This is a genomic window from Streptomyces sp. NPDC055966, from assembly GCF_042269865.1.
GTDB lineage: Bacteria > Actinomycetota > Actinomycetes > Streptomycetales > Streptomycetaceae > Streptomyces.
This window is the reverse complement of the sequence record NZ_JBHJYK010000037.1, coordinates 42,945-61,505: the sequence shown is the minus strand read 5'-3', so window position 1 is coordinate 61,505 and position 18,561 is coordinate 42,945. Positions and strand designations below refer to the sequence as shown.

At 74.2% G+C, this 18,561-nt stretch carries 1 protein-coding gene; it reads right to left on the bottom strand.

Features of this window, described 5'->3' with window-relative positions; genetic code table 11:
- A partial coding sequence (locus ACFC8N_RS45360) for a type I polyketide synthase (RefSeq protein ID WP_376295512.1) occupies positions 1-18,476 on the bottom strand: 18,476 nt, incomplete at its 3' end.
- Positions 18,477-18,561 lie beyond the last annotated feature (85 nt).

Here is an 18,561-nt window from a genome sequence, read left to right as displayed (position 1 = left end):
GACGGACCGTTCGGCGCACTCAACCCGTTCGACGCACCGTCCTGATTCACCGCCGAACCCGCCACCACCGCCAACACCGGATGCCCCAGACGCCGAGCATCCGACAACCGCTCCACCAACAGCAGACCACCACCCTCCGAGAACCCCGTACCATCCGCCCCATCCGCAAACGCCTTGCACCGACCATCCGCCGCCAACCCCTGCTGACGACTGAAATCCACGAACAGACCGGGCGTGGACATCACGGTGACGCCGCCGGTGAGGGCGAGGTCGCATTCGCCGTTGCGCAGGGACTGCACGGCGAGGTGGAGGGCGACGAGGGAGGCGGAGCAGGCGGTGTCGACGGTGACGGCCGGGCCTTCCAGGCCGAAGGTGTAGGACAGGCGGCCGGAGACGACGCTGGCGGCATTGCCGGTCAGCATGTAGCCCTCGAAGTCCTCGCCGGAGGCGGCGAGCATGCCGGTGTAGTCCTGGCCGTTGGTGCCGGCGAACACACCGGTCCGGCTGCCGCGCAGCGACCGCGGATCGATGCCCGCCCGCTCGAACGTCTCCCAGGCCATCTCCAGCAGCAGCCGCTGCTGCGGGTCCATCGCGACGGCTTCGCGGGGCGAGATGTTGAAGAACGCCGGGTCGAACCCGCCCGCGTCGCTGAGGAATCCGCCGGTCCGGGTGGAGACGGTGCCGGTCTTCCCGGGCTCGCCGTGGTGGAGGGCGTCGAGGTCCCAGCCGCGGTCCTCGGGGAAGGACACGAGGCCCTCCTCGCCGTCCAGGAGCATCTGCCACAGCTGTTCGGGAGTGCTGATGTCGCCGGGGAACCGGCAGCCCATGGCGACCACGGCGATCGGGTCGTCGGCGGCGGCGCGGCGCGGTGCCTCGCCCGGCGCGGCGTGCGCGGCGGACGCGGCGGACTCCGTGTCGTCGGCGACCTGGGCGAGCAGGAAGTCGGCGAGGGCCCGGCAGTTGGGGTGGTCGAAGACGAGGGTGCTGGGCAGGCGCAGGCCGGTGATGCGGTTCATGCCGTTGCGCAGTTCGACGGCGCTGAGCGAGTCGATGCCCAGGTCGGTGAAGGGCCGTTCCGGTTCGACGGCGTCGCCCGAGGGGTGTCCGAGGACGCTCGCGACGTGTCCGCGCACGATCTCCAGGACGGCGTCGGCCCGTTCGTAGTCGGGCAGCGCGGCCAGGTGGGTGTGGAGCGAGGACGTGTCGGCGGTCGCCGTCGTCGCGTTCTGCCGGGCGGCGTCCAACGCGCGGCGGGCTGCGGGCAGTTCGTCCAGCAGGTGGCTGGGCCGGGGGGCCGTGAAGGACAGCGCGTAGGTGTCCCAGCGCAGATCGGTGACGACGACGTGGGTGTCGCCGAGGTCGAGGGCGCGGCCGAGGGCGGCGCAGGCGGCGGCGGTGTCCATGGGGTGGACGCCGTAGCGGCGCATGCGGTCGCCCGCCGCGTCGCCCACCATGCCGCCGTCGGCCCACAGGCCCCAGGAGACCGCCGTGGCGGGGAGCCCGGCGGCGCGCCGCTCGGCGGCGAGGGCGTCGAGATAGGCGTTGCCGGGGGCGTAGTTGCCGAGTCCGGCGCCGCCGAGGACGCCCGCGGTGGAGGAGAACAGGACGAAGGCGGACAGGTCGAGGTCGCGGGTGAGGTCGTGCAGGGCCCGGGCGGCGGTGGCCTTGCCGCGCAGGACGGGGTCCATGCGGTCGGCGTCGAGCGAGTCGATCACGCCGTCGTCGAGGGCGCCGGCCGCGTGGAACACGGCGTCCAGGGGCTGGTCCGCGGGGATCCCGGCGAGCAGGGTGGCGAGCGCGGAGCGGTCGGACACGTCGCAGGCGGCGAGCGTGACGTCGACTCCGCGGGCGGTGAGTTCGTCCCGCAGGTCGGTGGCGCCGGGCGCGTCGGCGCCGCGGCGGCCGGCCAGCACCAGGCGGGTGGCGCCGCGGTCGGCGAGCCAGCGGGCGACGTGCCCGCCGAGGGCGCCCGTGCCGCCGGTGACCAGGACGGTGCCGCGGGGCTGCCAGGTCTCGGCTGGGGTGTCCGCGCCCGGGGCGTGGACCAGCCTGCGGCCGTGGGCGCCCGTGGTGCGCAGCGCGATCTGGTCCTCCTGGCCGGGGTCGGCGAGGACGGCGGCCAGGCGGGTGGCGGAGCGGGCGTCGAGGTCGGCGGGCAGGTCGATCAGGCCGCCCCAGCGCTCGGCGTGCTCCATGGCGGCGACCCGGCCGAGGCCCCAGACGAGGGCCTGGGCGGCGTCCGGCGCGGGGTCGGCCCCGCCGACGGCGACGGCGCCGCGCGTCGCGCACCACAGGGGTGCCTCGATGCCCTGGTCGCCGAGCGCCTGTACGAGGGCCAGGGTCGCGGCGAGTCCGACCGGGACGGCCGAGTGGGCGGGGTGGTCGCGGGTGTCGAGGGCGAGCAGGGAGAGCACGCCGTCGACGCGTCCCGTGTCCTCGTCGGCGGTGAGGAGGCCGGCGAGTGCCGTGCGGTCGGCGGCGGCGTCGTCGTCGTCGGGCAGGGTGATCCGGCGGACCGTGCGGGCGCCGCCCGCGGTGAGCGCGTCGGCGACCGCGTCGGCGACGGCGGTGTGGCCGGCCGTGTCGGCGGGGGCGAGCAGCAGCCAGGTTCCGGTGAGGGTGGCCGGGCCGGGGTTGAGCGGGGTGAAGGCGACGCCGTAGCGCCACGCGTCGGTGGTGGCCTGCTCGCGGCGGGCGTTGCGCCAGCCGGCCAGCGCGGGCAGCACGCTGCTGAGCGGGGCGTCGGCGGGCAGGTCGAGGGCGTCGGTCAGGCTCTCCAGGTCCTCCTGCTCGACGGTCTGCCAGAAGCGGGCCTCGACGGAGTCGGCCGTGAGCCCGCCGTCGGCGGCGAGGCCGGCGGCGGCCGCCTCGCGCATGCTCGGCCAGTAGCGCTGGTGCTCGAACGGGTAGGTGGGCAGGTCGGTGCGGGTGGCGCCGGTGCCGGCGAAGACGGTCTCGAAGTCGATGTCGACGCCGTGCACATGGGCCTCGGCGAGCGCGCCGAGGAACTGCCTGAGGTCGCCGTGGTCGCGGCGCAGGGAGCCGAGGACGGCGCCGTCCACGCCGGCCGCGTCGAGGGTGTCGCGCAGTCCGACGGCGAGCACGGGGTGCGGTCCGACCTCGATGAAGGTGCGGTGTCCGGCGGCGATCAGGCCGCGTACGGCGTCCTCGAAGCGGACGGTCTCGCGCAGGTTGGTGTACCAGTAGTCGGCGCCGAGTCCGGTGGTGTCGAGCCAGTCGCCGGTGAGGGAGGAGCGGAAGGGGATGTCCGCCTCGCGCGGGGTGATGCCGTCCAGGGCGGCGAGGACGGTGTCGCGGATCGCCTCGACCTGTGCGGAGTGCGAGCCGTAGTCGACGTTGACCTTGCGGGCCCGGATGCCGTCGCCGGTGAGGGCGGTGTGCAGTTCGTCCAGTGCCCCGGCCTCGCCGGAGACGACGACGGAGGCGGGGCCGTTGACGGCCGCGACGGCGAGCCGGTCCGCCCACGGTGCCATGCGGGTGCGGGTGTCGTCGGCGGACAGCGGCACGGACATCATGCCGCCGGTTCCGGCGATGCGGGTGATGGCCCGGCTGCGCAGGGCGACGACGCGGGCGCCGTCCTCCAGGCTGAGGGCTCCGGCGACGCAGGCGGCCGCGATCTCGCCCTGGGAGTGGCCGACGACGGCGGCCGGCCGGACGCCGTGGGCCCGCCACAGGGCGGCGGTGGCCACCATGACGGCCCACAGGGCCGGCTGGACGACGTCGACGCGGCCGAGGTCGGCGGCGTCCTCGCCGTCGCGCAGCACCGCCGTCAGCGACCAGTCGACGTGCGGGGCGAGTGCCTGCTCGCAGCGGTCGATCCAGTCGGCGAACACCGGTGACTCGTCGAGGAGTTCGCGGGCCATTCCGGCCCACTGGGCGCCCTGTCCCGGGAAGACCAGGACGGGTTCGGCGCCCGCGGCGACGGCGGTGCCGACCAGTGCGGGTGCGGTGAGCGGTCCGTCGGCGGCGAGCACGGTGAGCGTCTCGTCGAGCCGGTCCGCGTCGTCGGCGAGGACGGCGGCGCGGTGGGCGAAGGCGGCCCGTCCGACGGCGAGGGTGTAGCCGAGGTCGGCGAGCGCGGTGCCGGGCCGGGCGCGCAGGTGGGCGCGGAGCCGGACCGCCTGGGCGCGCAGCGCGGCGGGCGTGCGGGCGGACAACAGCACGGGAACGGCGGGCAGTTCGGCCGGTGTCGTGGCGGGGGCGGCCGGTGCGTCGGGGGCCTGTTCGACGATGACGTGGGCGTTGGTGCCGCTCATGCCGAAGGAGGACACGCCGGCGCGGCGGGCGCGGCCGGTGTCCGGCCAGGGCTGCTCCTCGCTCAGCAGCCGGACCTGTCCGGCGCTCCAGTCGACGTGCGGGGTCGGGTGCTCGGCGTACAGGGTGCGGGGCAGCAGTCCTTCGCGCAGCGCCATCACCATCTTGATGATGCCGCCGACGCCCGCGGCGGCCTGGCTGTGCCCGATGTTGGACTTCAACGAGCCCAGCCACAGCGGCCGTTCCTCGTCGCGGTCCTGTCCGTAGGCGGCGATGAGCGCCTGGGCCTCGATGGGGTCGCCGAGGGTGGTGCCGGTGCCGTGCGCCTCGACGGCGTCCACGTCCTGCGGCGACAGTCCCGCGGCGGCCAGCGCCTGGCGGATGACGCGCTGCTGCGAGGGCCCGTTGGGGGCGGTCAGGCCGTTGGAGGCGCCGTCCTGGTTGAGGGCCGAGCCGCGGATGACGGCGAGGACCTGGTGGCCGTTGCGGCGCGCGTCGGAGAGGCGTTCCAGGACGATCATGCCGACGCCCTCGGCCCAGCTCGCGCCGTCGGCGTCCGCCGAGAAGGGCTTGCAGCGGCCGTCCTCGGCCAGTGCGCGCTGGCGGCTGAACTCGATGAGCGAGCCGGGTGTCGACATCACCGTGACGCCGCCGGCCAGGGCGAGTTCGCACTCTCCCTGGCGCAGCGACTGCGCGGCCAGGTGCAGGGCGACGAGCGAGGACGAGCAGGCGGTGTCGATGGAGACGGCCGGTCCCTCCAGGCCGAGCGCGTAGGAGATACGGCCGGAGAGCACGCTGGGCGAGTTGCCGGTGCCGACGTAGCCCTCGAAGTTGTCGTCGGAGGCCGCGAGGATCGTGACGTAGTCCTGGTAGGTGACGCCGGCGAAGACACCGGTGGCGGAGCCGCGGGCGGCGGCGGGGTCGACGCCGGCGCGCTCCAGGGCCTCCCAGGACACCTCCAGGAGCAGGCGCTGCTGGGGGTCCATGGCGAGGGCCTCGCGCGGGCTGATCGCGAAGAACGCCGGGTCGAAGTGGCTGGCGTCGTGCAGGAAGCCGCCCTCGCGGGTGTAGACCGTGCCGGGGTGGTCCGGGTCGGGGTGGTAGAGCCGCTCCGGGTTCCAGTTGCGGTCGGTGGGCAGCGGCGAGACGCCGTCCGCTCCGGCCCGCACCAGGTCCCACAGGTCCTCGGGCCCGGCGATGCCGCCGGGGTAGCGGCAGGCCATGCCGACGACCGCGATCGGGTCGTCGTCGAGGGCGCGGCGGACGGCGGTGGGCGCGCCGGTGACGGCGGTGCCGAACAGGTCGTCGGCGAGGTGGCGGGCGAGGGCGGCCGGTGTCGGGTGGTCGAAGACGAGGGTGGCGGGGAGGGTGACGCCGAGGGCGGCGCTGAGCCCGTTGCGCAGTTCGACCGCGGTCAGGGACGTGAGGCCGAGGTCGGTGAAGGGCAGGGCCGGTTCGACCTCGTCGGGGCCGCTGTGGCCGAGCACGGCGGCGACCCGGTCGCGGACGGTGGCGAGGAGCGTGCGCTCGCGTTCCGCGGCGGGCCGGCCGGCCAGCCGTTCCAGGAGGCTGCCGGGAGGCTGGGTGCGGGCGGCCCGGCGGCGGCCCGGTTCGGCCGCGGGCGCGGTCTCCTGCCGGGCGGCGCGGGCCGCGTCCGTGGTGGCCGTGGCCGCTCCGGGCGCGGGCCGCAGCAGCAGGGACCCGATGGTCAGGACGGGGTCGCCGACCGCGTCGGCGGCGGTGAGGGAGAGCGTGTCGGCGCCGCTGCGCATCAGGCGGACGCGCAGGGTCGTGGCGCCGGTGGCGAACAGCCGGACCGGACCCGCGGAGAACAGCACGCGCCCGTCGCCCAGGCCGTCGAACGCGCCGAGGCCCAGCGGGTGCAGGGCGGCGTCCAGCAGGGCCGGGTGCAGGTCGTGGCGGCCGGCGTCGGCCGTGGCGGACTCGGGCAGGGCGACCTCGGCGTACACGGCGGTGTCGTCCCGCCAGGCGGCCGCGAGGCCCTGGAAGACGGGCCCGTAGTCGAGGCCGGCCTCCCGCAGCCGCGTGTACAGGCCCTCGGTGTCGAGTTCCTCGGCGCCGGGCGGCGGCCAGGCCGAGAGATCGTGGGCAGGTGCCGGTTCGGTTTCGGCGGTGAGGACGCCGGCGGCGTGCCGGGTCCATGCGGCGGCGGTGTCGGTGGCGAGCCGTGCGTGCACGGCGAAGGCGCGGTCCCCGCGGGCGTCGGGCGCCTCCACGCGGATCTGCAGGGCGACGCCGTCGTGCTCGGGCAGCGCCAGCGGGCGTTCCAGGACGAGTTCACGGACCTGCGGGCGGCCGACGTGGGTGCCGGCGGCGAGGGCGAGTTCGACGAAGGCGGTGCTCGGGACGACGGCCGAGCCGCCGATGCGGTGCGCGGCGAGCCAGCTCGCGGTGCGGGTGCCCAGGCGGCCGGTGAGCAGTACGGAGTCGTCCACGGCGGACGGGACGACCGCGCCGAGCAGCGGGTGGTCGGCGGGTACGAGTCCGGCGGCAGCCGGGTCGCCCGCCGCGGTGCCCGTCTCGATCCAGTACGGCCGGTGCTGGAAGGCGTAGGTGGGCAGGTGCACCGGGCGGGCGCCGGGCGCGGTGGCGTCGAGCAGGGCGCGCCGGTCGACGGGGACGCCGTGGGCGTGCAGGGCGCCGACCGCGGCCAGCAGCGTCTCCGTTTCGTCGCGGTCGTCTCGCAGCGTGGGCACGGCGAGCGGCGCGGCGCCCTGCCAGGAGCCCTGTGCCAGGGCGGTCAGGGTGGTGTCGGGGCCGAGTTCGACGAGGCGGGCGACGCCCCGCTCCTCCAGGGCCGCGACGCCGTCGGCGAACCGTACGGCGTGCCGTACGTGCCGTACCCAGTACTCGGCGTCCGTCAGTTCGCCGGGCTCGGCGACCCGGCCGGACAGGTCCGAGACGACCGGGATGCGCGGCTCCGCGTACTCGACGGAGGCCGCCACGGCGCGGAAGTCGTCGAGCATCGGCTCCATGCGCGGCGAGTGGAAGGCGTGGCTGACCCGCAGCCGGGTGGTCTTGCGGCCCAGCTCGGCGAAGTGGGCGGCGACGGCGAGGGCCGCGTCCTCGTCACCGGAGACGACCACGGACCGTGGCCCGTTGACGGCCGCGATCCCGAGGACGTCCTCCCGTCCGGCGAGCAGCGGCAGCACCTCGTCCTCGGCCGCCTGGAGGGCGATCATCGCGCCGCCTTCGGGCAGTTCCTGCATCAGCCTGCCGCGGGCGGCGACCAGGCGGCAGGCGTCGGGCAGGGCGAGCACCCCGGCGACGTGCGCGGCGGCGATCTCGCCCACGGAGTGTCCGATGAGGTGCGCGGGCCGGGCCCCGAACGTCTCCAGGAGCCGGAAGAGGGCCACCTCGACGGCGAACAGCGCGGGCTGGGCGTACTCGGTGCGGTTGAGGGTGTCCGCGTCGCCTTCGTGCACGACCTCGGCGAGAGGCCGCGGCAGCAGTCCGTCGAAGTGCCCGCAGACGGCGTCGAAGGCATCGGCGTACGCGGGGAACGCGTCGTACAGCGCGCGGCCCATGCCGGGACGCTGGGTGCCCTGTCCGGCGAACAGGAACGCGGTGCCGCCGCCGCTCAGGGTGTTCCCGGTGAGCACGGCGGGGCTCGTCTCGCCCGTGGCCAGCGCGCCGAGTCCGGCCAGCAGCGCGGCACGGCCGGTCCCGGTCACGGCCGCGCGGTGTTCGAGCGGCGCGCGGGTGAGGGCGAGGGCGTGCGCGACGTCGGCGACGTCCAGCTCCGGACGCTGTTCGAGGTGGGCGAGGAGCCGGGCGGCCTGGTCGCGCAGGGCCGGTGCGCTGCGCGCGGCCAGCAGCCACGACAGGGCGGCCGACTCGTGGTCGGTCCCGTCACCGGCGGGCGCGCCCGACGCGTCCTCGGCGGTGTCCGGTTCGGCGAGGATGACGTGCGCGTTGGTGCCGGAGACGCCGAACGCGGAGACACCGGCACGGCGGGTGCGCTCACCGGCCGGCCAGGCGACGGCCTCGTCCAGCAGGCGGACCTGTCCGGCATTCCAGTCGACGCGGGAGGAGGGCCGGCCGGCGTGCAGGGTGGCCGGCAGGATGCCGTTGCGCAGGGCGAGGACCATCTTGATGATGCCGACGGCGCCGGCCGCGGCCTGGGTGTGCCCCAGGTTGGACTTCACGGAGCCGAGCCACAGCGGCCGGTCCTCGGCACGGCCTTGACCGTACGTCGCCAGCACCGCCTGCGCCTCGATGGGGTCGCCCAGGGTGGTGCCGGTGCCGTGCGCCTCGACGGCGTCGACGTCCGCCGGGGCGAGCCCGGCCGAGGCCAGCGCCTGCCGGATGACCCGCTGCTGCGAGGGCCCGTTGGGCGCGGTCAGCCCGTTGGACGCGCCGTCCTGGTTGACGGCGGTGCCCGCCACGACGGCCAGCACGCGGTGCCCGTTGCGCCGGGCGTCGGACAGCCGCTCCACGACCAGCACGCCGACGCCCTCGGCCCAGCCGGTGCCGTCGGCGTCCTCGGAGAACGCCTTGCACCGGCCGTCCGGGGCCAGTCCGCCCTGGAGGCTGAACTCGACGAAGGCACCGGGGTCGGCCATGACGGTCACACCGCCGGCCAGCGCCAGATCACTCTCCCCGGAGCGCAGCGACTGCGCGGCCAGGTGCAGGGCGACCAGCGAGGACGAGCAGGCGGTGTCGACCGTGACGGCCGGGCCCTCCAGCCCGAGGGAGTAGGAGACACGGCCGGAGACGACGCTGCCCGCCTGGCCGGTCAGCAGATGTCCGCCGAGTCCCTCGGGGACCTCGCTCAGACCGGTGGCGTAGCCGGAGCTGCCGGCTCCGACGAAGACTCCGGTGCGCGAGCCCTTCAGGGCGGTGGGGTCGATCCCGGCGAACTCCAGTGCCTCCCAGGACGTCTCCAGCATCAGCCGCTGCTGCGGGTCGAGCGCCTGGGCCTCCCGGGGACTGATGCCGAAGAACGCGGCGTCGAAGTCGGCGGCCCGGGACAGGAAACCGCCGGAGCGGGTGTCACTGGCCTCCAGCAGGGAGGTCAGGTCCCAGCCGCGGTCCTCGGGGAACCCGCCGACGGCGTCGCCGCCGGCGGCCAGCAGCTCCCACAGCTCGTCGGGGCCGTCGACGCCACCGGGCAGCCGGCAGCCCATGCCGACGATGACCACGGGATCGGTGTCGGTGGCCCGCACCGCCACCTCGTGCCGCTCCGCCACCGTCTCGAACAGCGCGTCCCGAAGGTGCTCGGCGACGGCGAGCGGGGTGGGGTGGTCGAACACGAGCGTGGAGGGCAGCGGGATGCCGGTCTCGGCGGTGAGGTCGTTGCGCAGTTCGACCGCGGTGAGGGAGTCGAAGCCCATCTCGCGGAAGGCGCGTCCGACGGTCACCGCGGCGGGGTCGGCGTGGCCGAGCACCCCGGCGGCACGGCGGCACACCAGGTCGAGCAGGGCCGCGTCGCGCTCCTGCGCGCCGAGCGGCGCGAGGCGGTCGCGCAGCGCGCCGCCCGCCTCCGTGGCGGAGCCGTCCGCGGCCGGTGCCGCGGCCGCGTGGCTCAGCGCCGCGAGCAGGGGGCTGGGACGGCCGGTGGTGAACGCCGCCACGAACCGGTCCCAGTCCACGTCGGCCACGACCACGGCCGTGTCCCGGGCGGCCAGGGCGCGTTCGAGGGCCGTCAGCGCGGCAGTGGGGTCCAGCGGCCTCAGCCCACGACGGACCAGCAGCTCCCTGGCCTCCTCGCCGGCGGCCATACCGGTGTCTCCCCACGGGCCCCAGGCCACGGAGGTGCCGGCCAGACCGCGGGCGCGACGACGTTCCACGAGCGCGTCGAGATGGGCGTTCGCGGCGGCGTACGCGGCCTGCCCGCCGCTGCCCCAGACACCGGCGATCGAGGAGAACGTCACGAAGGCCGACAGCCCGCTGTCGCGGGTCAGTTCGTCGAGGTGGTCGGCGGCCTCGGCCTTGGCGCGCAGGACCGCGGCGAGCCGGTCGGGCGAGTAGTCGGCGATCACGTCGTCGTCCAGCACGCCCGCGCAGTGCAGCACCGCGTCCACGGGGTGCTCGGCGAGCAGCCGCTCGACCGCGCCGCGCTCCGCCATGTCGCAGGCCACGACGGACACCCGCGCCCCGAGTCGGACGAGTTCCGCGCGCAGTTCGTCCGCGCCGGGTGCCTGGGGCCCACGCCGGCCGGTCAGCACCAGTTCACGCGCCCCGTGCTCCACCACCCAGCGCGCGACACGCGCACCCAGGGCACCGGTACCACCGGTGATCAGGACACGCTCCGGAGAGGTCCATTCCCGCGCGGCGGCGGGGGCGGGCGCGGACACGAGCCGACGCGCGTAGGCGTCGGTGCCGCGTACGGCGACCTGGTCCTCGTCGCCGGCGCCCAGCACCGCGGCGACCCGGGCGAGCGCGCGTCGGTCCGGCCGGGCGGGCAGGTCGAGCAGACCGCCCCAGACATCGGGATGTTCGAGCGCGGCGACACGACCGAGCCCCCATACGGAGGCCGGGCCGGGCTCGACCGCGGCCTCGGTACCCGCTCCCACGGCCACGGCCCCGCTGGTGACGATCCACAGCGGCGCGGTGAGCCCGGCATCGCCGTGCCCCTGCACCAGCGCGAGGGCACGGTCCACACCCGGCAGGCACGAGAGCACACCGGCGACCGGCGCGCCGTCTTCCGCTGCCGCGCCCAGCACGACTGCCAGGGCCGCACGCCCGGTGTCGGCGACGTCGCACACGACGCGCTCGACTCCCGGCACGAACTCCTCGATGCCGGACAGTGCTTCGTCGTCACCGGCCTGCAGCAGCAGCCACCGCCCGGTGACCGTCCGCTCCGCGCCCGGCTCCAGACGCTCCCAACGCACGCGGTAGCGCCAGGCGTCCGCAGTGGTCCGCTCGACCTCGGCGCGCCGCCACACCGATAGCGCCGTCACGACACGGTCCAGTTCACCACGGTCCAGTTCACCGGCGTCGAGCCCCAGCACACCGGCGAGTTCATCGGCTTCCCCGTGCTCGACGGCTCCCCAGAACGCGGCCTCCCCGGCGGACACCGCGGCCACTGCGCCGCGGGTGCCACGCCGCACCTCCGGCCAGTACCGGGTGCGCTGGAAGGCGTACGTCGGCAGCGGTGCGGGCCGCACCCCGGCGAACACCCCGGCCCAGCCGACCGAAAGCCCCGCGGCGTACAACGCTCCGACCGCGGCGTACAGCGCGTCGGCCTCGGACCGGTCCTTGCGCTGCGCGGGTACGCAGACCACACGGTCGACCTCACCGAGCACCGTGCGTGCGAGGGCGGTGAGGGTGCCGTCGGGTCCGATCTCCAGGAAGCGGGTCACGCCCTCGGCGGCGAGAGCGCTCACCCCGTCGGTGAAGCGGACTGCCTCACGGACGTGGCGTACCCAGTAGTCGGGCGACGCCAACTCGCCATCCCCGGTGAGGCGTCCGGTCACGTTCGAGACGAGGGGGATGGAGGGTGCGGTGTAGCTGATGCCTTCCGCGACGTGGCGGAACGCGTCGAGCATGGGCTCCATCAGCGGTGAGTGGAAGGCGTGCGAGACCCGCAGACGGGTCGTGCGCCGGCCCTGTGCCTGGAGTTCTTCGGCGACCTCGATGACGGCAGCCTCGGCACCCGCGATCACCACCGCCCGGGGGCCGTTGACCGCTGCGATCGACACCTCGTCCGCGCGGCCCTCCAGCAGAGGCAGCACCTCGTCCTCGGCGGCTTCCACCGCCACCATCACACCGCCGGCGGGCAGTTCCTGCATCAGCCGGCCACGAGCCACCACCAGGGCGCAGGCGTCCTCCAGCGACAACACACCTGCCACATGCGCGGCAGCGATCTCACCGATGGAGTGGCCGATCAGGATGTCCGGACGTACCCCGAACGACTCCACCAGCCGGAACAGCGCCACCTCGACCGCGAACAACGCGGGCTGCGTCCACTCCGTACGATCCAGCCGCCCCGCGTCCTCCCCGAAGACCACATCACGCAACTCCGCGCCCACGTAAGCACACACCGCGTCGAAAGCCTCCGCGAACACCGGGAAGCTCTCGTACAACTCACGCCCCATCCCCAACCGCTGCGCACCCTGACCCGAGAAGAGGAAGGCAGTACGCCCTTCTCCCACGGTTCCGGTGACAGCACGGGGGTTGGGCTCGCCCGCTGCCAACGCGGCCAGAGCGGCGAGAAGTTCGGCGTGGTCGTGGCCCCAGACGACGGCTCGGCTCTCAAATGCGGTACGCGTCGTGGCAAGAGCGGCGCCGACCTCGACGCGGTCGACGTCGGACGTCGTCCCTACGGCGTCCAGCAGGCGGGTGGCTTGGGAGCGCAGGGCGTCAGGAGTGCGTCCGGACAGCACCCACGGCACCACCGGCAAACTCGGCCCCTCGTCCACCTCCACCGTCTCTTCGGGTGCCTGCTCCAGGATGACGTGCGCGTTCGTACCGCTGAGACCGAACGACGACACACCCGCACGCCGCACCCGCCCAGCGTCCCCCATCCACGCCTGGCTCTCGGTCAGCAGGCGTACGTCCCCCGCCGACCAGTCCACATGCGTGGACGGCTCACCCACATGCAACGTCGCCGGCAACACACCATGCCGCAACGCCTCCACCATCTTGATCACACCAGCCACACCCGCGGCAGCCTGGGTGTGACCGATGTTCGACTTCACCGACCCCAGCCACAACGGACGCTCCCCCTCACGCCCCTGCCCATACGTCGCCAGCAACGCCTGCGCCTCGATCGGGTCACCCAACTTCGTCCCCGTACCGTGCGCCTCCACCACATCCACATCAGCCGCCGACACACCCGCCGCCGCAAGCGCAGCCCGGATCACCCGCTGCTGCGACGGACCGTTCGGAGCCGTCAGACCATTCGACGCACCATCCTGATTCACCGCCGAACCCCGCACCACAGCCAACACACGACGACCCGCCGCAACAGCATCCGACAGCCGCTCCACCAGCAGCACACCCACACCCTCACCCCAGCCGGTACCGTCCGCCTCCTCCGCGAACGCCTTGCACCGACCATCACCCGCCAGACCACCCTGACGACCGAACTCCACAAACGCACCCGGCGTCGACATCACCGTCACACCACCGGCCAGCGCCAGATCACACTCCCCCGACCGCAACGCCTGCGCCGCCAGATGCAGAGCCACCAACGACGACGAGCAAGCCGTGTCGACCGTCACCGCCGGACCCTCCAGACCCAGCACGTACGACACCCGGCCCGACGCCACACTCGCCGCATTACCCGTACCGACATACCCCCCGAAGTCACCCTCCGACAAACTCAACAACGCCGGATAATCCTGACCGTTCGTCCCCGCGAACACACCCGTACGACTCCCCCGCAACGACCGAGGATCCATCCCCGCCCGCTCCACCGCCTCCCACGACGTCTCCAACAACAACCGCTGCTGCGGATCCATCGCCAACGCCTCACGCGGCGACACCCCGAAGAACCCCGCATCAAAACCACCCACACCCGACAGGAAGCCACCGTGGGCGGTGTGGCTGGCGTACGGGTTGTCCGGGTCGGGAGCGAAGAGCAGATCGAGGTCCCAGCCGCGGTCGGTGGGGAAGTCGCCGATGCCGTCACGCCCGTTGACCAGCAGATCCCACAGATCCTCGGGCGACTCCACACCACCCGGGAAACGGCACGCCATACCCACGATCGCCACCGGCTCGTCCACCGCGATCGGTGTGGAGCCACCCGGCACGGCGGTAGCGGCGGCTTCATCCGCGAACAGCTCGCTGTAGAGGAACTCGGCCAGAGCCTGCGGGGTCGGATGATCGAAGACCACCGTCGAGGGGAGCGCGACGCCCGAGACCGAGGCCAGGACGTTGCGCAGCTCCACCGCGATCAAAGAATCCACACCCAGATCCCGGAACGCCCGCTCCGCACCGACCTGTTCGGCGCCGGCGTACCCGAGTGCCGCGGCGGCCCGGGCGCGCACCTCGGTGAGGAGTTCACGTCGGCGGGCTTCGGGGGCGAGGGCGCGCAACCGGGCCTGCAGTCCGGTCGTGACGGTCTCGACGGTGAGCTCGGACCCGGCCGGGGTCCGGTACACCTCGCTGAGGAGCGAGCTGGGCCGGACCGCGGTGAAGGCGGGGCCGAAGCGGCTCCAGTCGACGTCGGCCACGAAGGCGACAGCGGACGCGTCCGCAGCGCAGGCCGCGAGGGCGTCCAGGGCCCGGTCGGGGTCGAGCAGGCCGACGCCGCCGCGCAGTTGGCGGCCCTCCGCGTCGGCGTCGGCGGCCATGCCGCCACCGGCCCAGGGCCCCCACGCGATCGACGTGGCGGGCAGCCCCTCGCTCCTGCGGCGTTCCGCGAGGGCGTCCAACAGGGCGTTGGCAGCCGCGTAGTTGGCCTGTCCAGCGGAGCCGACCGTGCCGGCGAAGGACGAGAAGAGGATGAAGGCGGAGAGGTCGCGGTCGCGGGTCAGCTCGTCCAGGTTGCGCGCACCGGCGACCTTGGCGGCGAAGACGTTCCTGAACGCGCCCGGCGTGAGACCGTCGAGTACGCCGTCCTCCAGCACTCCGGCGGTGTGGACGACCGCGTCCACGGGGTGGGTGTCGAGCAGCGCGCGCAGCTTCTCACGGTCTGTCAGGTCGAGTGCGGCCAGGGTCACTTCGGCGCCGATGTCACGCAGTTCGCGCCGCAGCTCCTCAGCACCCGGCGCCTGGGCTCCGCTGCGGCTGACCAGGACCAGGTGCGCCGCGCCCTGCCGGGCGGCCCACCGGGCCACCCTGGCGCCCAGCGCGCCCGTGCCACCGGTCACCAGGATCGTGCCGGACGGCTGCCAGACCGATTCCGGTGCGCGGGAGGTCGGAACCAGACGGCGGCCCAGGACACCACCGGTACGGATCGCGGCCTGGTCCTCCTGCGGGCTCGTGGCCTTCGCGCCCTCGGCGAGCAGCGTGACGAGCCGGGCCGCCGAGCGCCCGTCCAGCATCGGGGGCAGGTCCACGAGACCGCCCCAGCGATCGGGGTGTTCCAGGGCCACGACGCGGCCGAGGCCCCAGACGGCGGCCTGGTCCGGTTCCGATACGGGATCGCCGGCCGTGGTGGTGACAGCTCCCCGGGTCAGCGTCCACAGCGGTGCCAGGACAGCGGCGTCACCGAGTGCCTGCACGAGCACCGTGGTCGCGAGCAGGCCGCCGGGCACGTCGCCGTTCTCGCCGCGCTCCAGAGCGAGCGTGGAGACGACACCGGTGACCGGGGCGTCCTCGATGGCTACGGCGATCCGACGGGCCAACTCGGCCCGGGTGTCACTGTGGTGATGCTCGACGACGACCAGTTCCGCCCCCGCGTCGTGCAGGGCACCGGTCAGCGCACCGTCCCAGCCGTCGGAGCCGTCCAGGGACACGGGCCTGAGGAACAGCCAGCGCCCTGACAGCCGGGAACCCTCGGGCAGACCGGCGACCGTACGCCAGACGACCGTGTGGTGCGGTCCGCTGACGTCGACGGCCGATCCGTCCTCGCCGTAGGAGCGCTCCAGCCAGTAACGGTCGCGGCGGAAGGCGTACGTGGGCAGCTCGACCGTGCCGGCGGCGCCCTGGAGAAGGGCGCCCCAAGCCACCGAGGCCCCGTTCACGTGCAGTCGCGCGAGGGCCGTCACGAGGTGCTGGGTCTCCTGGCCGTCCTTGCGGAGGACCGGCACGTACAGCGCGTCGTCCGCCGCGGCGTTCTGCGCGAGGGCGGTGAGGGTGCCGTCGGGTCCGATCTCCAGGAAACGCGTCACACCCTCGGCGGCCAGCGCAGCCACTCCATCAGCGAAACGGACCGCCTCACGGACGTGGCGTACCCAGTAGTCGGGCGACGCCAACTCGCCATCCGCGGCGAGGCGTCCGGTCACGTTCGACACGACCGGGATCGACGCGGTGCCGTAGCTGATGCCTCCCGCCACGTCACGGAACGCATCGAGCATCGGCTCCATCAGCGGCGAGTGGAAGGCGTGCGAGACCCGCAGACGGGTCGTGCGCCGCCCCTGTGCCTGGAGTTCTTCGGCGACCTCGATGACGGCAGCCTCGGCACCCGCGATCACCACCGCCCGAGGACCGTTGACCGCGGCGATCGACACCTTACCCGCGCGACCCTCCAGCAGAGGCAGCACCTCGTCCTCGGCGGCTTCCACCGCCACCATCACACCGCCGGCGGGCAGTTCCTGCATCAGCCGGCCACGAGCCACCACCAGAGCGCAGGCGTCCTCCAGCGACAACACACCCGCCACATGCGCGGCAGCGATCTCACCGATGGAATGGCCGATCAGGATGTCCGGACGTACCCCGAACGACTCCACCAGCCGGAACAACGCCACCTCGACCGCGAACAACGCGGGCTGCGCCCACTCCGTACGATCCAGCCGCTCCGCGTCCTCCCCGAAGACCACATCACGCAACTCCCCACCCACGTAAGCGCACACCGCATCGAAAGCCTCCGCGAACACCGGGAAGCTCTCGTACAACTCACGGCCCATCCCCAACCGCTGCGCACCCTGACCCGAGAACAGGAACGCGGTGCGGCCGTCCCGGGCGGTGCCCGTCAGGGTGTGGGAGTCGGGGTCGCCGGTCGCCAACGCGTGGAGCCCGGCGAGGAGTTCGGCGTGGTCGTGGCCCTGGATGACGGCTCGGGTCTCGAAGGTGGTGCGGGTGGTGGCCAGAGAGGCGGCCAGGTCGTAGGGGTCCGTGTCCGGCCGTGCGGTCAGGTGGGCGGCCAGGCGGCCGGCCTGGGCGCGCAGGGTGGCCTCGTCGCGGGCGGACAGCAGCCAGGGCAGGACCGGCAGGGCGGTGCGGGGGGCCGGCTGCGCGGGGGACTCGTCCGCGGTGGGCTCGGGGGCCTGCTCGATGACGACGTGGGCGTTGGTGCCGGAGACGCCGAAGGCCGAGACGCCGACGCGGCGCGGGTGGTCGACGTGGGGCCACTCGACGGGCTCGCTGAGCAGTCGGACGTGGCCGGCGCTCCAGTCGACGTGTCGCGAGGGGCGTTCGGCGTGCAGGGTGGGCGGCAGGACGCCGTGGCGCAGGGCGAGCACGGACTTGATGACGCCGACGACGCCCGCGGCGGCCTGGGTGTGACCGATGTTGGACTTCGCCGAGCCGAGCCACAGCGGGCGGTCGGCGGGGCGGCCCTGGCCGTAGGTCGCGAGGAGCGCCTGGGCCTCGATGGGGTCGCCGAGCGAGGTGCCGGTGCCGTGGGCCTCGACGGCGTCGATCTCGGCGGCGGGCAGGCCGGCGTTGGCGAGGGCGGCGAGGATGACGCGCTGCTGGGCGAGGCCGTTGGGGGCGGTGAGGCCGTTGGAGGCGCCGTCCTGGTTGACCGCGCTGCCGCGCAGTACCGCGAGGACCTGGTGGCCGTTGCGGCGGGCGTCGGAGAGCCGTTCGACGACGATGGTTCCGGCGCCCTCGGCCCAGCCGGTGCCGTCGGCGTCGTCGGAGAAGGCCTTGCAGCGGCCGTCGCCGGCCAGGCCGCCCTGCTGGTCGAACTCGATGAAGGCGCCGGGGCCGGACATGACGGTGACGCCGCCGACGACGGCGAGTGAGCACTCGCCGGAGCGCAGCGACTGGGCGGCCAGGTGCAGGGCGACGAGGGAGGAGGAGCAGGCGGTGTCCACCGTGACGGCGGGGCCTTCCAGGCCCAGGGTGTAGGCGACCCGGCCGGAGAGGACCGACATGGAGTTGCCGGTGAGCAGATGGCCCCGGACGTCGTCGGGGACCTCGCGCAGCCCGGAGGTGTAGCCCTGGTCGCTGCATCCGACGAACACTCCGGAGCGGCTGCCCCGCAGTCCGGCGGGGTCGATGCCGGCGCGCTCGAAGGCTTCCCAGACCACTTCGAGCAGCAGGCGCTGCTGCGGGTCCATGGCGAGGGCTTCGCGCGGGGAGATGCCGAAGAAGGCGGGGTCGAACCGGTCCGCGTCGTGGACGAAGCCGCCGCGGCGGCGGCCGTCGGCGCCGTCGGCCCCGGCGGCCGTGGGCCAGCCGCGGTCGCTGGGCCAGTCCGTCACCGCGTCGGTCCCGGAGACGAGCAGGTCCCAGAAGTCGTCGGGTGTGCGGACGCCGCCGGGCAGGCGGCAGCTCATGCCGACGATGGCGACGGGCTCCTGTTCGCGGGCCTCCAACTGCCGCAGTTGGCGGCGGGTGTTGTGGAGATCGACGGTGACCCGCTTGAGGTAGTCCCGAAGCTGGGCTTCATTCGTCATGGACTGCCCCCATGCTGTTCGGTTCGGTTCGGTGATGGAACGTGCCTTCGCGCACGGTGGAGGGGCCCTGTGGCTGTCCGGCCGC